Source organism: Bifidobacterium sp. W8104 (genome assembly GCF_016100735.1).
GTDB classification, from domain to species: domain Bacteria; phylum Actinomycetota; class Actinomycetes; order Actinomycetales; family Bifidobacteriaceae; genus Bombiscardovia; species Bombiscardovia choladohabitans.
In genome coordinates, this window is record NZ_JACFRW010000001.1 from 1796546 (window position 1) to 1814473 (window position 17928).

Annotated in this window: 15 protein-coding genes and 1 tRNA gene; 11 read left to right on the plus strand and 5 right to left on the minus strand. The window is 64.6% G+C overall.

The features are described from left to right. Nucleotides 1-34 precede the first annotated feature (34 nt). The 9 genes from pth (at nt 35) to H3U89_RS07100 (ending at nt 9244) form a co-directional block, all read left to right on the plus strand. On the plus strand, nt 35-634 hold the full coding sequence (gene pth, locus H3U89_RS07060) for an aminoacyl-tRNA hydrolase (RefSeq protein WP_198179870.1): 600 nt from the start codon (nt 35-37) through the stop codon (nt 632-634). Then, on the plus strand, nt 624-4226 hold the full coding sequence (mfd, locus tag H3U89_RS07065; RefSeq protein WP_198179868.1) for a transcription-repair coupling factor: 3603 nt from the start codon (nt 624-626) through the stop codon (nt 4224-4226). The genes pth and mfd overlap by 11 nt, the downstream gene beginning before the upstream one ends. A gap of 43 nt (nt 4227-4269) precedes the next feature. Then, nucleotides 4270-5565, plus strand: a complete 1296-nt coding sequence (gene eno, locus H3U89_RS07070; protein WP_024627326.1) for a phosphopyruvate hydratase — start codon at nt 4270-4272, stop codon at nt 5563-5565. Nucleotides 5566-5660: 95 nt separating this feature from the next. Next, entirely contained in the window at nt 5661-6245 is a 585-nt protein-coding gene (locus H3U89_RS07075) for an FtsB family cell division protein (protein ID WP_198179866.1), read from the plus strand. A gap of 202 nt (nt 6246-6447) precedes the next feature. Further along, a complete protein-coding gene (locus H3U89_RS07080; protein WP_232345772.1) occupies nt 6448-7038 on the plus strand; it encodes a DUF501 domain-containing protein in 591 nt (196 codons plus the stop codon). Between the two features lie 11 nt (nt 7039-7049). Continuing rightward, nucleotides 7050-8051, plus strand: a complete 1002-nt coding sequence (locus tag H3U89_RS07085) for a Ppx/GppA phosphatase family protein (RefSeq protein ID WP_198179862.1) — start codon at nt 7050-7052, stop codon at nt 8049-8051. Nucleotides 8052-8075: 24 nt separating this feature from the next. Continuing rightward, nucleotides 8076-8161, plus strand: a tRNA-Leu gene (locus tag H3U89_RS07090). A gap of 90 nt (nt 8162-8251) precedes the next feature. Next, nucleotides 8252-8659: an FKBP-type peptidyl-prolyl cis-trans isomerase gene (locus H3U89_RS07095; RefSeq protein ID WP_024627330.1), complete on the plus strand. Its 408-nt coding sequence runs from the start codon at nt 8252-8254 to the stop codon at nt 8657-8659. Nucleotides 8660-8764: 105 nt separating this feature from the next. Next, entirely contained in the window at nt 8765-9244 is a 480-nt protein-coding gene (locus tag H3U89_RS07100; protein ID WP_024627331.1) for a GreA/GreB family elongation factor, read from the plus strand. Nucleotides 9245-9421: 177 nt separating this feature from the next. Here H3U89_RS07100 and trhA read toward each other — a convergent pair whose 3' ends face one another. Then, nucleotides 9422-10342: a PAQR family membrane homeostasis protein TrhA gene (trhA, locus tag H3U89_RS07105; RefSeq protein ID WP_154312421.1), complete on the minus strand. Its 921-nt coding sequence runs from the start codon at nt 10340-10342 to the stop codon at nt 9422-9424. Between the two features lie 168 nt (nt 10343-10510). Between trhA and H3U89_RS07110 the strand changes: the two genes are divergently transcribed. After that, nucleotides 10511-11998, plus strand: a complete 1488-nt coding sequence (locus tag H3U89_RS07110; protein WP_198179860.1) for a sensor histidine kinase — start codon at nt 10511-10513, stop codon at nt 11996-11998. A gap of 130 nt (nt 11999-12128) precedes the next feature. Here the strand turns inward: H3U89_RS07110 and H3U89_RS07115 are convergent, their stop codons facing one another. From H3U89_RS07115 to H3U89_RS07130, 4 genes are all read right to left on the minus strand, one after another. Further along, entirely contained in the window at nt 12129-12407 is a 279-nt protein-coding gene (locus H3U89_RS07115; protein ID WP_015021978.1) for a WhiB family transcriptional regulator, read from the minus strand. Between the two features lie 77 nt (nt 12408-12484). Continuing rightward, the gene (locus H3U89_RS07120) at nt 12485-14449 is read right to left on the minus strand and encodes an FtsK/SpoIIIE domain-containing protein (RefSeq protein ID WP_198179858.1); all 1965 of its coding nucleotides are present in this window, start codon (nt 14447-14449) and stop codon (nt 12485-12487) included. Nucleotides 14450-14536: 87 nt separating this feature from the next. Beyond that, entirely contained in the window at nt 14537-15817 is a 1281-nt protein-coding gene (locus H3U89_RS07125) for an LCP family protein (RefSeq protein ID WP_232345585.1), read from the minus strand. Nucleotides 15818-15890: 73 nt separating this feature from the next. Continuing rightward, a complete protein-coding gene (locus H3U89_RS07130; protein ID WP_198179856.1) occupies nt 15891-17357 on the minus strand; it encodes an LCP family protein in 1467 nt (488 codons plus the stop codon). A gap of 305 nt (nt 17358-17662) precedes the next feature. Here H3U89_RS07130 and H3U89_RS07135 point away from each other — a divergent pair, with 305 nt between their 5' ends. Continuing rightward, nucleotides 17663-17920: a WhiB family transcriptional regulator gene (locus tag H3U89_RS07135; RefSeq protein WP_029678496.1), complete on the plus strand. Its 258-nt coding sequence runs from the start codon at nt 17663-17665 to the stop codon at nt 17918-17920. Nucleotides 17921-17928 lie beyond the last annotated feature (8 nt).

Here is a 17928-nt window from a genome sequence, read left to right on the forward strand (position 1 = left end):
ACCGTCCCGTTTGAGAGCAGGAGGTATCACCTACATGGCATCCGATTTCTGGCTGATAGCCGGACTGGGCAACCCGGGTGACGAGTATGAGGGCACCAGGCACAACATGGGCTTCATGTGCGCCGATCTGCTGGCCGAACGATGGTCGGTCAACCTGCGTGACCACAAGGGTCTGGCCCAACTGGGCCGTGGCACCCTGGACCTTGACGGACGGCGCATACCTTTCTTCCTGGCCAAGCCGCTGACCTTCATGAACGACTCCGGCGACGCCCTGGCCTCCATCTGCTCCTACTACCACATACCGGTTGGCCGGGTCGTGGTCATCCATGACGACATGGACCTGGAGTTCGGCCGAATCAAGGTCAAGGCCGGTGGGTCCTCGGGCGGGCACAACGGCATCCGTTCCATCGACCGTTCCCTGGGCAGCAACGCATACGCCCGGGTTCGCATGGGCGTGGGGCATGCCCGGAGAGGCCCGGAGGCCCACCGCCGCACTGTGGACTGGGTCCTGGGCACCTTTGTCGGCGATCAGCGCAAGCGTCTGCCCGAATTTCTGGCCGACGGTGCGGATGCCGCAGAAACCGTGATAACCAAGGGCCTCAGCCAGGCTCAGGAGCAGTTCAATGGTCGATGAGGATACCCAGAAGTCGGAGCCCAAGGAATCGTTGAACGGGTCCCTGCGTCCTCTGTTGGACGACCTGCAGGCGGATGCTGCCTTCAAGAGGTTGGTCCAGGGGGACTCCGAACCTGCGGCTGACACCGACACCTCCCTTATGGTCCAGGCTCCCCAGGGCATCAGGCCAGCCCTGGCCGCCGCAGCAGCCGGACGGGCACCGGTCGTCCTGGTGGTCCCCTCCGAACGTGACGCCCAGGAGATGACCGGTGCCATCCGCTCCTGGTATGAGGGCGACCCGGGTGACGTAGCCCTGCTGCGATCCTGGGAGACCCTGCCTCACGAGCGGCTCTCGCCCCGGGCAGACACCGTGGCCTCCCGGATGGCCGTCTTCAGGCGGCTGGCCCATCCGGTCCAGGACGACCCTGACTTCGGACCCATCCGCATCCTGGTCATGCCCGTGCGCTCCCTGCTGCAGCCGGTGGTCAAGGGTCTGCAGGATGTGGAGCCCCTGGTCTTCCTGCGCGGCCAGGAGCTGCCCCTGGACCAGGCGGTCCAAGCCCTGGTCCGCAATGCCTACACCCGGGTGGACCTGGTCATGGAGCGCGGCCAGTTCGCCGTCCGAGGCGGCATCCTGGATGTCTTCGTCCCCACCATGGCCCACCCGGTGCGCATCGAGTTCTTTGGCGACGAGGTGGACACCATCCGCAGCTTCCATGCCTCCGACCAGCGCACCTACGGCAACGACCTGGACCGGATTTGGGCGCCGCCCTGCCGCGAGCTGCAGCTGACCGACCAGGTCCGCGCCCGTGCCCGCTCCCTGATCGGGAGCATCCCCAACGCCGACGACATGCTGGAGTCCATCGCCCAGGCCATTCCGGTGGAGGGCATGGAGTCCCTCCTGCCTGCCCTGGTCGACGACCTGGTGCCGGTGGGGTCCATGCTGCCCGAGGACGCTCTGATTCTGCTGTCGGAACCGCAGCTGCTGGCCCGGTCCGCCCAGGACCTGGTCAAGACCGCCAACGAGTTCCTGGCCGCCAGCTGGCATGTGGCCGCCTCCGGGCAGGGCTCGGGCGCACCCATCAGCTTCGACAGGGCCAGCTTCCTGGACTACGACGAGGTCATCTCATCCCTGGAGTACCGCAAGGGGGAGGTCTGGAAGCTGACCGATCTGTCGGTGGATCCGGACCGGGAGGGCGCCGAGCGTCTGGATGCCCTGGCACCTGACCAGTACCGCGGCGACGAGGACCGGGCCGCCTCGGGCATCGCCTCCCTGCTGGAGCGCGGCGACCGGGTTGTGGTGACCGCTCCGGCCCAGGGGACGCTCAGCCGTCTGCGTCGGGCCGTGCAGACCACCGGTGTTGTCGGGGTGGAGTACCACCGCTCCCTGGCTGTGGACGGCTTCGTGGACCAGTCCGCCCATCTGGCCCTGCTGACCGAACGGGATCTGACCGGGCGCACCAGCGTGGCCGCAGGCAGCAAGACCTCCAACCGCCGGCGCAAGGCCATCGACCTGGACGAGCTCAAGCCCGGCGACTACGTGGTCCACGACCAGCACGGCATCGGCCGCTTCCTGGGCATGCGCCAGCGCAGCGTGGGCGTGGGTCCCAGTAAGGGCAGCCGGGAGTATCTGGTTTTGGAGTACGCCCCCTCCAAGCGCAATGCCCCGCCTGACAAGCTCTTCGTGCCGGCTGACCAGCTGGACCAGGTCAGCCGCTACATCGGTGCCGAGATCCCCAGGCTCAACAAGCTGGGCGGATCCGATTGGTCGGCCACCAAGGCCAAGGCCCGCAAGCACGTCCACAAGATCGCCCAGGGCCTGGTCAAGCTCTACTCGGCCCGGCAGCGCACCAAGGGCTTCGCCTTCAGCCCAGACACACCCTGGCAGAAGGAGCTGGAGGACGCCTTCCCCTACCAGGAGACCCCCGACCAGCTGACCGCCATCGACGAGGTCAAGGCTGATATGGAGAAGCCGGTGCCCATGGACCGTTTGATCTGCGGGGACGTGGGCTTCGGCAAGACCGAAATAGCCATCCGTGCCGCCTTCAAGGCCGTCCAGGACGGCAAGCAGGTGGTGGTCCTGGTACCCACGACCCTGCTGGTCCAGCAGCACTACCAGACCTTCACCGAGCGCTTCGAGGGTTTCCCGGTGGATGTGGCCGCCATGAGCCGCTTCCAGACCGCCAAGGAGAACCAGGCCACCATGGAGGGCCTGGCCAGCGGGGCCGTGGATGTGGTCATCGGTACCCATAAGCTGCTCAACCCGCGCATCCGCTTCAAGGATCTGGGCCTGATGATCGTGGACGAGGAGCAGCGCTTCGGCGTGGAGGCCAAGGAGACCCTCAAGGCCCTGCGGACCAACGTGGACGTCCTGTCCCTGTCGGCCACGCCCATTCCCCGCACCCTGGAGATGGCGGTGACCGGCATCCGGGAGATGTCCACCCTGGCCACGCCCCCCGAGGACCGCCTGCCTGTGCTGACCTATGTGGGCGCCTACGAGGACGCCCAGGTGACTGCGGCCATTCGCCGCGAGCTCCTGCGCGGGGGGCAAATCTTCTACATCCACAACCGGGTGGAGGACATCGGCAAGGTCTCGGCCAAGGTCCAGACCCTGGTCCCCGAGGCCAAGGTGGGCGTGGCCCACGGCAAGATGGGGGAGAAGCAGCTGGACGGGGTCATCCGCGACTTTTGGCACCGGGACATCGATGTGCTGGTCTGCACGACCATCGTCGAGACCGGCCTGGATATACCCAACGCCAACACGCTGATCGTGGACCGGGCCGACCGCTTCGGGCTCTCCCAGCTCCACCAGCTGCGCGGCCGGGTGGGACGTGGCCGGGAGCGCGCCTACGCCTACTTCCTCTATGACCCCAGCAAGCCCATGACCCAGACCGCACACGACAGGCTGGCAACCATCGCCCAGAACACGGCCCTGGGGTCCGGCTACGACGTGGCCATGAAGGACCTGGAGCTGCGCGGCACAGGCAACCTGTTGGGCGACGAGCAGTCCGGACACATCGAGGGGGTAGGCTTCGACCTCTATGTGCGCATGGTCTCCGAGGCGGTGGAAGAGTACAAGGAGCCCGGGCGGACAGAGCCGGTCACCGTCAGCATCGACCTGCCCCTGGAGGCCTCCATTCCGGTGGACTACATCGACTCGGACAAGCTGCGTCTGGAGGCCTACCGCAAGCTGGCCTCGGCCCGCAACGAGCAGGACCTGCGCGACCTGCACGAGGAGCTGACCGACCGCTACGGTCGTCCGCCGGCCCAGTTCGACACCCTCTTCGCAGTGGCCAGGCTCCGGGCCAAGGCTCGTTCCCTGGGCATTGCGGAGATCGCCTCCCAGGGCTCCAGGGTGCGGATCAGGCCCGTGACCATGCCCGACTCCCTCCAGGCCAGGATTGCACGCATCTACAAGGGCAGCCAGTACCGCCCGGTGATGCAGACCCTGCTGATCCCGGCGCCCTTCGCGGGCTCCCTGGGTTCGGGACCCATGGATTCGGCGGCTATGACCGCCTGGGTGGACACCCTGCTGGACGACCTGGCCTGGGGGCTGCCCAAGTCCTCCGATGATGGCACGCCAGCGGGTCCCGCGCCCGTCCAACAAAACTAGTATCCTGTAAGAGACATCACAACAACTTATTGAAGGAGCAGTTGTGGCAGCAATTGAAAGCGTGTTCGCGCGCGAAATTCTTGATTCCCGTGGCAACCCGACCGTCGAGGTCGTTCTGCAGACCGAGGACGGCGCCGAGGGGCGTGGTCTGGTTCCCTCCGGTGCCTCCACCGGCGAGGCCGAGGCCTGGGAACGTAGGGATGGCGACAAGAAGCGCTATCAGGGCAAGGGTGTGCTGGACGCCGTCAAGGCGGTCAATGAGACTATCGCTCCCAATGTCATCGGCATGGACGCCACCGATCAGCGCGCCCTGGACGAGACCATGATTGACCTGGACGGAACCCCCAACAAGGGCAAGCTGGGCGCCAACGCCATCCTGGGCGTCTCCCTGGCTGCGCTCTATGCGGCTGCCGAGTCCGCCGAACTGCCTCTCTACCGTTACCTGGGCGGCACCAACGGCCACATCCTGCCTGTGCCCAACATGAACATCATGAACGGCGGCGCCCATGCTGACTTCGCCACCGACATCCAGGAGTACATGATCTCCCCCTACGGCTTCGACTCCTACCGGGAGGCCCTGCGCGCCGGCGTCGAGGTCTACCACACCCTCAAGGGCATCCTCAAGAAGGACGGCCACGAGACCGGCCTAGGCGACGAGGGCGGCTTTGCCCCCAAGATGAAGTCCAACGAGGACTCCCTGAAGTACATCGTCGATGCCATTGAAGCCGCCGGCTACGAGCCCGGCAAGCAGATCGGCCTGTGCCTGGACGTGGCCTCCTCAGAGTTCTACAACAAGGACACCGACAAGTACCACTTCGACGGCGAGGACCGCGACGCCGACTACATGCTGGACTACTACCAGGGTCTGGTCGAGCGCTATCCGCTGGTCTCCATCGAGGATCCCTTCGCTGAGGAGGACTGGGGCGCCTGGCAGAAGATCACCGCCGCCATGGGCGACCGCCTGCAGTTCGTGGGCGACGATCTGCTGGTGACCAACCCCAAGAGGCTGCAGAAGGGCATCGACCTGAAGGCCGCCAACTCCCTGCTGGTCAAGCTCAACCAGATCGGCACCGTGACCGAGACCCTGGACGCCATCGAGCTGGCCACCGCCAACGGATTCACCTCCATGGTTTCCCACCGTTCCGGCGAGACCTCCGACACCACCATCGCCGACCTGGCTGTGGCCAAGAACACCCGCCAGATCAAGACCGGTGCCCCGGCCCGTGGCGAGCGCATCGCCAAGTACAACCGTCTGCTGGAGATTGAGGAGGAGCTGGGCTCCACCGCCGAGTACGCCGGCTACAGCGCCTTCAAGGCTTGCAAGAAGTACACCAAGTAAGGTCCTGTCGGTCGGGTCGGAGCCTCTGCAGGTTTTGACCCGACCGTGAAGTCTTTCACCCGTGGCGGTCCGCGTCGGCTGCCGCGGGTATTTTTATGGGTATGGCCAAGAACAAACGTGACGGCGCCGACCGGCGGACAAGCAGGCGGTCGTCGGGACCCATCACCTTCTTTGTGGCGGTCATCGTCGTGGCCCTGGGGCTGATCCAGCTGGTCTCCACCTTCCACGCCTACGCCATCAATCTTTCCCAGCTCAACGGCCTGCGCAACCAGCAGGCCCAGCTTGTAGAGCACAAGCGTGACCTGGAGAACCAGATCCGCCGCTGGGACGACAAGGCCTATGTGACCGCCCAGGCCCGGGACCGTCTGGGATTCGTCTTCCCCGACGAGGAGGCCATCCGGGTCCTGCATCCGGAGGCGGTCACGGGCAGCATGGACAAGGACCAGGCCGGGAGCAAGGGGGTTCGGGCCCCCAGGAGGAACTCCCTGCCCTGGTATCAGGAGATGGCCTACTCCTTCGCCAAGGCCGACCAGGACCCGGTGGGCAATAGGAGCAAGGGGAGCGCAGGTCAGCAACCTGGTGACGGAGCCAGTCCGAGCGGATCTGCTGGTCCAGTTGGTTCCAACAGTCCAGGTGGCTCTGACAGTCCCTCTCCATCCAAGGGCGGGGGAGCGCAGTGAACTCCGAAGGTTCGGATTCCGTTGCGTCAACAGTCAATGAAGCCATCATCGGCAAACAATCAGGAAAGACGAGGACAGCGTGATCAAGGCCCAGGGAAGGCCCCAGGCAGCAGTGGAACCTCAAGCCGGCGACAAGGCCCGGGTCGAGCCACAGGTTGGGCAGGACAAGGTCGAAATTTCCGGCCAGGTTGCTGACCGGGATCTGGCCGCGGTAAGAGGAAGAGTCCAGGAGCTTCTGGCGACTCCGGCCACACCGGATCAGATAGCCGTCGTGAACCGGCAGCTTGGCCGCTATCCGCGGGGCATGGTGGCCGTCGGCGCCCGCTGTGTCTGTGGCAACCCCCTGGCTGTGGTCACCCGGCCCCGGCTGGAGGATGGCACGCCCTTTCCGACCACCTGCTATCTGACCAGCCCCGAGGCCGTCAAGGCCGTCTCACGACTTGAGGCCGACGGCATCATGGCCGACTGGAACACCGAATTGGGTTCGGATGCGAACCTGGCCAGCGCCTACCGCAGGGCCCACGAGCTCTATCTAGCCTTCCGCTCTGCCCTGGCCCAGCGGCTGGGCGACGACGAGGGGCACATCGCGGGAATCTCGGCCGGGGGCATGCCCAAGCGGGTCAAGTGTCTGCACGCTCTGACCGCCCAGTCCCTGGTTATGGGCCCCGGGGTCAATCCCCTGGGTGACCGGGTTCTGGGTCTGGTGCGTCAGGTGTTCGATCCGCAGGTCTGCAGGTGTGCCCAGCCCTGGAGTGAGGCATCCCGGCAAGAGGATCGACAAGAGAAGCTATGAAGGGGGTTTCCATGGATCAGGTGACGGTGGCGGGCGTGGACTGCGGCACCAACTCCATACGTCTGCTGATAGCCCGGGTGGACCGACAGGGGCTCCATCCGGTGGCGCCCAGGCTGATGCGGGTCATCAGGCTGGGGGAGGGCGTGGACCGCAACCACCGCTTTTCCGACCAGGCCCTTGAGCGCGCCTTTGAGGCCTGTCGGCTCTTCGCCCGGCAGCTGCAGGAGCACCCTGTGGATGGTCTGCGCTTTGTGGCCACCTCGGCCACCAGGGATGCCGACAACCGAGAAAGTTTCGAAGAGGGTGTGCGCTCCATCCTGGGGGTCACGCCCGAGGTCATCAGTGGCTCTCAGGAGGCCTCCCTGAGTTTTCTGGGCGCGGTCAGCGTGCTTGAGCAGCGCGGCAGCGACGACATGCCACCTGCGCCCTACCTGGTGGTCGACCTGGGTGGCGGCTCCACCGAGTTGGTCCTGGGCGGGGACGGGAGTGATCTGCCTGTCGACAAGGTCAAGGCCTCCTACTCCATGAACATCGGCTCCGTGCGGATGACCGAGCGCCATCTGCTGGACGATCCGCCTACCCAGGAGCAGATCGACCAGGCGCTTGAGGATGTTGACGGCTGGATCGACCGGGCCTTCGACCAGGTCCCTGTAGCCGGTGTAGGCAGTCTGATCGGGGTCTCCGGCACGGTCACCACCATGAGCGCACTGGCCCTGGGATGCAAGGTCTACGATCGCCATGCTGTCGATGGCCGGTCCATTCCGGTCGATGCGGCCCGCCGGGTTGACGACCAGGTGCTGAACATGAGCCGGCAGGAACGTAGGGAGCTCAAGGCCATCCATCCCGGGCGTGTGGATGTGATCGGCGGCGGTGCCCTGATCTGGAGCCGTCTGCTGGAGCGTCTCGGTCGGGCCAGTCCCAGTGCGCTGGCTTCGGGAACCTATGTGGCCAGCGAGCACGGCCTCCTGGACGGCCTGGTCCTGGACTACGGTCGGACCCTCCTGCGCGAATGATATACTAAGGCGTTATGGGTTACGGCCCCGGTGGCGAAATGGTATACGCATCGGACTTAAAATCCGCCGCCTTCACCGGCTTGTGGGTTCGATTCCCACCCGGGGCACCAAGGCCTCATCGGCTTGGACGGCAGTGTCGCAACTTGTCACCCGGCCGACGAACCGATACTCTGGTACGCAAGAAAACCAAAGGAGTTGTCATGAGTGACCAATCCATGCCCGAGGTGAACGCCGAATTCGGCGCCACGCCGACCATAACCTTCCATGGTCCGGCACCCAGCGGGCTGCGCGCCGTGGAGCTGGTCGAGGGGGACGGGCCTGTCGTCCGCAAGGGCGATACCGTCACCGTCAACTATCACGGCGTCGTTTGGGGTTCGGACCAGGTCTTCGACTCCAGCTTCCAGCGTCATCAGCCGGCCAGCTTCGGCATCGGCGTGGGGCAGGTCATTCGCGGCTGGGACCAGACGGTGCCCGGTCACAACGTGGGGTCCAGGTTGGTGGTCTCCATTCCGCCGGAGTACGGATATGGTCGTCAGGGGATGCCCCAGGCGGGCATCGGCGGCGACGATACCCTGGTTTTCGTGATTGACATCATATCGACACGGTAGACAAAGGTCTCCAGGCGCCGGTGAGGGCCGGCGCCTTTTTCATACCCTTGACTTTGCAGTTCAGGTCGGGCCACGAGACAAGTGCATCAAACAAGGAGGAATCACATGGCTGAGGAAAAGACGATTCTGCTGACACAGGCCGCTTACGACAAGCTGAAGGAGGAGCTTGACCACCGTCAGGGCGAGTACCGCGACGAGATCACCGAACGCATCGCGGCGGCTCGGGCCGAGGGCGATCTGAGCGAGAACGGCGGCTATCAGGCTGCCCGCGAGGAGCAGGGCAAGAACGAGGGGCGGATCAACGAGCTGATCGTCAAGCTTCGCAACGCCAAGATCCTCAAGGCCCCCAAGGCGGGCACGGTGGGCAATGGCTCCCTGGTCACCCTGACCATGGCCGGCAACGAAATGGTCTATGTGCTGGGCTCCAGGGATCTGACGGTGGCCACCGACTACGATGTCATCAGCCCCGAGTCGCCCATCGGCGCGGCCCTGATGGGCGCCAAGAAGGGCCAGACCGTGACCTACAAGGCTCCCAATGGCAAGGACATCTCGGTCACCGTCAAGGATGCCCAGCCCCTCAAGTAGCGGGACGACCCCTCACCATCCCAGCCCGGCCTGAATGAAGCCGCTCCCCGCCATGGTCGACGGAGGCGGCTTCTTCTATAAGAGACCGCTCTATGGGCGACCGCTTGATTCGTAAGGCAGACCGATGGTCTTTGTTGGGCGGAGCTTGATGAATAGACCGCCAGGCTGGCCATTTGTTCAGCGCAGATTGCAGACCACCAGGTAGATGGCCACGATATGGCAGGCGTAGCCGATGACCGTGCCGCAGTGGAAGATCTCGTGGAAGCCGAATACCCGGGGCCAGGGGTCCGGCCGGCGCAGACCGTAGACAATCGCCCCAAGGATGTAGGCCAGGCCACCGGCCACGATCAGCCACACCACCGGCGGACCGGCCATGGGGGAGTCCCAGAAGAGTTTCAGGAAGCCCACGCCCGAGACTCCGAAGACCACGTAGACCAGGGTGTAGAGCCAGCGGGGAGCATCGATCCAGAAGACGTGGACGATCATGGCCACCAGGCTGGCCCCCCACATGCCCAGGATGATGATCCGCCGCCAGAAGGGGTCCAGCGCGAAGGAGATCGGCGTGTAGGTGCCGGCGATGAGCAGGAAGATGTTGACATGGTCCAGGCGGCGCAGCACATCTGTGGTCCCCGGGGTCCAGTCGCCCAGGTGGTAGAGGGCCGAGTTGCCGAAGAGGGCCAGTGAGGCGACCATGAAGACCGCGCAGGCAAGTTTCAGGCCAGTGCCGTGAGCCAGGCAGATCAGCACGATGCCGGCGGCCAGGGCCAGCGGGGCGGCCACAGCGTGGATCCACCCGCGCAGGAGGGGCTTGGGACGGCCGTGTACATCCAGGCGGACCTTGCGCTCGATCTCCATGTCGGGGATGCCTTCGATCCGTGAGGCCTTGATCTCGGCCTTGGCCATGATCCGTGCAGCCTTGGCCCTGGCCTTGGCGCGCACCGCGTCGGCCCTGGCCTGCAGATGGGCCTCGTGGGCCACCTCTGCGTCCCGGCGCAGGTAGGTCAGCTCCTGGCGGCGCTGCTGGCGTCGGCGTTCGAGATCGGGATCGACCTCCTGGTCTTCGGGCGGTCTGCCGTCCTCGCTGGTCCTGGTTGCCATGGCCCTCCCTTGGCCCCTTGGCTGGTCCGGGCCTGTCGGGTCCGGCCGCCGGGGCGAAACGTCCGTGAACCACCCTACCCCAGACCTGTGTATTGGACGCGCATGTCATCATCGCCCTGGGCATGACCCGCCTGTCTGCTTCCGAAGGCCCTTTGTATGATGGAGGGCATGGCTGATTTTTCCGAGATTCTGGCATCCTGCGACGACTGCAATGAGGAGGACCGCGAGTGGCTCCACCACCTGGTGGCCGACTGGCAGGTCATCGCCGATCTGAGCTTTGCCGACCTGCTGCTCCTGCTGCGCACCGGCGAGGGGGAGTTCACCGTGGCCGAGCAGTGCCGGCCCTCTACGGTCATGTCCCTGCGGACCGAGGATGTGGTGGGGGAGCACTTCCCGGCGGATCAACGTGAGGAGCTGGAGGCTGCCATGCGGTCCAAGGGGGTGTTGCGGTCCAACAAGCTGCGCACCATCGGCCGCGCCACGGTCTGCGATGTCTACGCTCCCATCCGACACCAGGGCAAAACCCTGGGCCTGGTGGTCCGCGAGACCAATATGGCCACCCGCGAGTCCAACGGCCGTTACGAGAGCGAGAGCATCAACGCGGGTAAGGAGCTCTTCGAGATGATCACCCGCGGCGAGTTCCCCTACGCGGATTCGGTGCTCAACCAGCGGCACAACGCCAGGGTGGCCGACGGTTTCTTTGTGCTGACGGCAAGCGGCGTGGTGCGCTACGCCTCTCCAAACGCCATCAGTTGCTTCCGCAGACTGGGCTCGGTGGAGACCATGATCGGCCAGTACCTGAGCGAGATCGGAACCTCCCTGCTCAAGGAGAACGATCCGGTGCCCGACTCCCTGCCGCTAGTCCTGTCGGGCAAGGCGGCTGTTGATTCGGAACTGGACGCCAACGGGTCGGCCGTCTCCATGCGTTCCCTGCCCCTGTACGGCAAGCAGGGAAGGACGGGCGCCATCGTGCTCTGCCGGGACGTGACCGAGCTGCGCCGCCGGGAGAAGGAGCTGCGGACCAAGGATGCCACCATCTCCGAGATCCACCACCGGGTCAAGAACAACCTCCAGGCCGTGTCGGCCCTGCTGCGACTGCAGGCCAGGCGCACCAAATCCGAGGAGGTCCGCAAGGAGCTGGAGGAGGCCCAGCGCCGCGTCCAGACCATCGCCGTGGTTCACGAGGGGCTCAGCCAGACCGCCGACGAGATTGTGGACTTCGACAAAGTGATCGCCAACCTGCTGAAGATGAGCGTGGACCTGGCCACCACCAGCGACCAGCACATCACCATCTCCTACGTGGGCAAGTTCGGGATGATGCCTGCCCAGGATGCCACACCTCTGTCCCTGGTGCTGACCGAGCTGGTCAACAACGCGGTCGAGCATGGTTTTGAGGGCCGTGACGAGGGGCATATCACCATATCGGTGGGCCGTGGCGGCAACAACCTCAACGTGGTGGTCGAGGATGACGGCAACGGTTACAGCACCGAGTCGGATCAGGGCCAGGCTCGTTCCACCGGGTCCGGTCTGGGGACACAGATCATCAACACTTTCGTCACCAACGACTTCGGCGGCACGGTCAAGTGGGAGCCCCGTCGGGATGGCGGCACCCGGGTGGTCATCAACATCAAGCTGCGCGTTGCCCAGGACGTGTGATACCGGGCATCTTGCAACCCGTACACCTTACAGTCCGGACTCCTTTTGCGAGGAGTGCTTTTCGGAAAAAAAGAAGGGGGCGATGGCATCGAGCCATCGCCCCTCTGCTGTTTGGCGCAATCAAGAAGATTCAGGACTGCATCTGCATGGCCTGGGACCTGCGTGCACGCATGGCCCGGCGCTTCAGAGCCCTGCGTTCGTCCTCGCTCAGTCCGCCCCAGACGCCGTAATCCTGATTGGTGTCCAGCGCGCACTTCAGACAGGCGTCGATGACCTTGCAGGTCCGGCAGACAGCCTTGGCCTCCTCGATCTGCTGATAGGCTGCACCTGTGTTGCCGACGGGGAAGAACAGCTCAGGGTCCTTGTCTCGGCAAGCAGCCTTGGCGCGCCAATCGAACGCATTACTCATCTACCTAAGCCTCCAAGAAGTTTTTATCGGTGCTTTATCACTACCCTATGCAAGATAAGCACGATGAGTGACTTTTTTCAAGGGTTCATTCGTTTTACGGCTAAAGAGAACACCTGTAGCGGAATGGCGAGACCTGCCTCCAGGATCAGACACCGTCCAGGAATGGCGCTGACCCGGGTGGATAGGGTGGCCAGCTGATCGGCGGGGATGCCAGCTGCCAGGTCGGCCCCCCGTTCGCCACAGGGGAACACCAGACGGCGGCTGAAACGCTCCGGTCTGCGCAGGGCATTGGCCGTATCCACAGCCAGGACCACGGTGGTTCCCTCCTGCCCCAGAGCCTCCTGCAGAAGCGGGGCCAGAGGATCTCGGCAGAGCGGATCCAGCAGATCCTGGGCATCGTCAAGGATCCAGACCAGCCTACGGTTGCCAAGGTTGCTATTTTGACGGTCATGAGGCGGTGCCGGCACCGGACCTGGGAAGTCCCGGCTGCTGTAGCCATGGCCTGTCCGACGCGTGATACGCAGGTCGAAGCAGGGCTCTGGTCGGGCCCCCGGCTGCATTAGGGGGAGCAGGGAACGAGCCAGCAGGGCCAGTAGGGTGCTCTTGCCTCGTCCTGGTGGTCCGATCAGGGCCGTATGTCCTTTGAGCGGCAGGCGATAGAGGTGGAGCAGGACCCCGTCATCCATATGCCCCAGGGGTATCAGGGGCCGTCCTGACCGCCAGAGGATCTTTCCACAGGCCGGATCGTGCTCGGACAGGGGAGGGGAGAAGAGTGGTGCCGGTGGACGGCAGCCGCAGAAGCGACCGGCTTTGATGATCTGTTCCACCAGGGCCTGCGGATCAGCCGCTGGGCAGGTACGGAAGGCCTGGGGGCCCCGGCCCTGCTCCAGGAAGCCCAAACCTGGACAGGCCGGGTCGATCGCCGTGGCGTAGGAGGACCCAAGCAGCTCCCTGGACTGCAGGGGGTCACGTACCCGCAGGCAGATTCCCAGGTTCATGTTGGCCCGCATCTGGGCGCTGACCTGCCCCATGGTCTGCTGGGTGCAGGCCACCAGGTTCATACCCAGGGACCTGCCCTGGGAGGCCAGCGAGGTCAGCCTGTCCAGATAGTCGGGCAGGAGTTGGCGCAGGGCCTGGAATTCGTCGATGACCACCACCAGGCGCGCTGGTGGGTCGGCCATCAGGGCAGCGTCCTCGACCCCTGCCCTGGCAACCAGGCGCTGGCGGCGTTCCAGCTCCCTCTGAAGGCCGTTCAGCGCGCGCACGGCCCGGTCCAGATCCAGATTGGTCACGCAGCCCACGGTGTGCGGTAGTCGGGCCAGCAGGCCGAAACCGGCACCACCCTTGAAGTCCAGCAGGACCAGGTTGAGCCGGTCCGGCGGCTGGCTGGCGGCCAGGGCCAGACACCAGGTCTGCAGAAAAACCGATTTGCCTGATCCGGTGGTGCCTGCCACCAGGGCGTGGGGTCCGTCGCGTGGCAGATCGATGGTCAGCGGACCGTGATCAGGACGGATACCAATGACTGCCGGGGCTGCAGAACCTGATGTTGAAAGCCAGGCATGGACGATGCCCTGCCAGAGCTGACCATGTGCTCCCGAGGCCCCTGATCCTGACAGCCGGGACTCAAGCCGAGGGCCTGGGTCAGCAGCCAGCTCCGTCAAGTCCTGCCGGGTCCGGTCCTCTGTGGTCGTAGATAGGGATGCGCGATCCGATGCTGCGCCGTATCCCAATTGCGCGCGGGCAGAAGGTGCAGTCAATGGCTGGCGATGCGCTCGCAGCAGGCTCAAAAGCACCATGGCCAGGGTGCCGGTCAGGCTGGGCAGCAGCAGGAGGAGCAGCATCCAACGGCCCTGGCCGACCACGTACCAGATCATGCCCGCCTGGGCTAGGGCCGGAGCCGTCTGGGCAACCAGGGTCAGAATGACCTGGAACCTACCCGTGTTGGCAGAGCGTGGATTGCCATCCTCGGTCTCGGTCGAAGGCTCGGGGCCGACCGCCCCCGATGAGGGGGGCGCAGTTGCTATCGAATGGGCCTTGGTCATGCTTCCAGCATGAAAGGACCGGTGCCTTAATGCCAGGGCGAACCTGGCATGTGGTCGAATGTGGATGGCGCCTGCCGAATTGGGCGGTCAGACGCCCCCGACGGTGCCCGGCTCGTGACTGCCCTGGACCAACTGGTCGAACAGCTCGGTGTTGCGGGCCTGATCCAACAGAACGGTGGAGCCGACGCGCCTGTTGGGGAAGTAGTTGGGGTTGGTCCAATACAGGCTTCCGGTGACGCCCTTTGGGCCGCTGGCGCTGCGGAAGGCCAGGACCATGTGCACCAGATCTATGGCGTTGGCCCGCTCATCCACCACCAGGGAATCCAGACCTGCCGAAAGGACCTTGCCGGCCGTGACGGGATTGAGCAGGACCGAAGGCTGCAGGGCCTTGGAGGTGATAGCCGAGATGGCTTGACGCTGCCGCTCGGCCCGCCCGAAGTCACCCTTGGGATCCGAGTAGCGCATGCGGGTGAAGGCCAGGGCCATGCCGCCATCGGCCTGATGACAGCCCTTGGACCATACCATGCCTGATCTGGGATCGTTGACATCGGCATCATAGCAGAGATTGACGCCACCCATGGCATCGACCACCTTGCTCAGGCCTCCGAAGCGGATCAGAGCCACATGGTCGACCTTATGGCCCGTGATGTCTTCGATCTGGCTGGTCAGGGACCGGTAGCCCGAGGTGTAGGCCACGGCGTTGATTTTCATGTATCTCCCGTCCTCTTTGACCAGGGAGTCGCGGGGGACTGAAATCAGTGAAGCAGCTCCGTGCCGGGGCTTGGTCAGCACCAGTATGGTGTCGGTCCGGAAACCGGTGATGCTGGTGTCCTGGCCGGCCCCGGGGGAGCCGTCACGCTGGTCCGACCCCAGCAGCAGCCAGGTGGTGGCCCCGGAGCCTGGGGCGTCCGTCAGCATTTGCTCGCGGTTGAGCCTGGCATTGATCCAGAACCATCCGCCTCCTGCCAGTACGACCAAGGCCATCAGGATGACCAGGAGCAGTATGCCTATGAACCTGCGCACTGGATGCTTGCGTACCAGGGCATTGCCGGACCGCAGACCACGGTTGACCCGATGGCCTCGGTTGCCGCCATTGCCCCAGCCATTCCCGCTGGGAGCTGCCTGGGCGGCTGGCATGGGCGTGGTCCGCGAGGAGCCGCTGGTGCGTCTGGCTGCTCGGGGCCTGCCGACTTGCGCCGGCTGTGCGCCCCTTGAGGAGGGCGAGAAGCTGGGAGGTTCCTGCTGTCTGCGGCTGTGCCTGGCCGGGGCGGCGGGAGCGCTGGCAGCGGTTTCGGGACGACGATGTCTGGAGGGCATGAAGCTGGGTGGCTCCTGCTCTTGTCCGCCTTGGTCTGAACCAGTCCGCATGCCTTCAACCTCCATAGCTTTGACCGACTAGGCAAGCAATAGCATGCCTGAACGACCCGAGGGATCTGAACGGCTATCTCTGCGCCGGAACCGCACAGACCGTGGCGAACAGATAGCGGTCGGCCATGCCGATGTACTGTCCGGTGTTCGCGTCCTTGATGGTCCCGTCGTTCGGATCGACGATTCCGCCTGTGCTCGGATCAATCAGGGTCTTATTGGGCATGGTAATCAGTCCTGTGCGCGGATCCGGATCGGGCAGGGCAGTGGCGGAGGCAGAGGGGGTCTGGGTGGAGGACCGGGTTTCAGAGCTCCTGCTCCGGTTTTGAGTCCTGCCCTGCTCCCTTTGGGTGCCTTGGGTCTGATTATCAGGCGAGGAGGCGGCTGACGAGGAGGTGCTTGGCAGGGAGGCCTCCGCGGCCTCCTCATTGGCCTGGGTCAAGGGCTTGCCCTGGCGAAGCAGGCGCCAGATGGTTTCGGCCTGCTCGGTCCATACCACCCGATACCGGTCCTGGGACCATTCCTTGACCGGAATGGTCCGGGCGTAGATGTGGGCGGTGTCGATATGTTTGAGTGAGTTGCCCAGGCCCAGCAGGGTCTGGAAGCTGCCCAGGCCCTCGCTCAGCTGCAGGGTCGACATGGAGGTGGTGGCCAGACGGTAGGCCTTGGGAAGGTCTGAATAGATATCGACGTTCTTGGCCTCGTTGACCAGGCTCTTGATCAGGTACTGCTGGCGGGTGGTGCGCATGATGTCCGATCCGTCGGCTCCGGTTCCGTGGCGCATGCGGGCGTATTCGGTGGCCTGGGTCCCGTCCAGATGGTGCAGTCCCCGCTTCAGATCAATGCCGGTGTAGCTGTCCTTGGTGTCCTTGGGGATGCATACGTCGACCCCGCCCAGGGCATCGATGATGGATTTGAATCCATTGAAGTCGGCCACCACGAACTGCTGGATGTCCAGGCCGGTCAGGGAGCGGACCGCAGCCAGGGAGCAGCTGGCGGCCGAATTCGCATCGCCGCCCTGGTTGTAGCCCTCAGCGAAGATGGAGTTGAACATGACCTGGCGGCGGGCCGGGATGGTCTCGCCCTTGCTGGTGACGCAGGCCGGGGCGTTCACGATGGAGTCCCTGGGGATGGAGACCACGTTCACATAGGAGCGGTCGGCGGCGATCTGGACCACCATGGCCGTGTCGGACTGGTGGTTCTCCTCCAGGCCATCCCCGCTGCCGCCCACTTCCGAATTGCCCTTGCCGTCGCGGGTGTCCTGGCCCAGCACCAGGACGTTCAGGGTTTTGCCCTTGTAGATGTCTTCAGGGGCCTTGTGGGCTTGGGTCAGGTTGATGGGCTCGAGCACGTGCATATGCCCATTGATGTCTGTCCAGAAGGCTGCCACCGTCGAGGCCAGGAAGCAAAGAACGAAGGTGAGGGCCAGACAGATGCCAGTGCGCAGGGAGTGGCTGCTGCGGAACCCATCGCTGTGCTGGGGCTTGCCGTTCCTGCCCGCCTTGATGTTGGGCAGACCCATCTTTCTGGTTGGGGACGTCAATGGTATGCCTTCCTCATCGGCTGTCGCTGTAGGGGCCATTCCGGCGGGAAGAACCGGGATGGCCCTGGCGCGTGCTTGAACCAGTCACAGTATAGTCTGACCCCCCATCCTCAGCTCCTCTTCGGGCGATACGGATCCCCCAAAGTGTTGTTAAGTTGCGCTTGCAGGCATTTAGGGGTTGACAGAAGACCCCGGCAGTGTCTGTAATAAAAGTGTGTAAACACACTAGGGACTGGGGGGTCGCTATGAGTGGTTTTGTAGACACTCGATACAGCAATACAACTAAAAACAGGCTGACGCCGCTGATGCAATGGTTCGAGGTCAACATCGGACCATCCTGGCGGAGCGAGGCGCTCTGTGCACAGACCGACCCGGAAGCATTCTTCCCGGGCAAGGGAGGCTCCACCCAGGAGGCCAAACGGGTCTGCGCCGACTGCACCGTCCGAAAGCAGTGCCTGGACTGGGCGGTCGAGCACGACGAGCGCTTTGGCATCTGGGGCGGCATGAGTGAACGGGAGCGCCGCCGTTACAAGAAGAGGATGCGCGCACAGCGTCAGGTCTGAATCGCCGC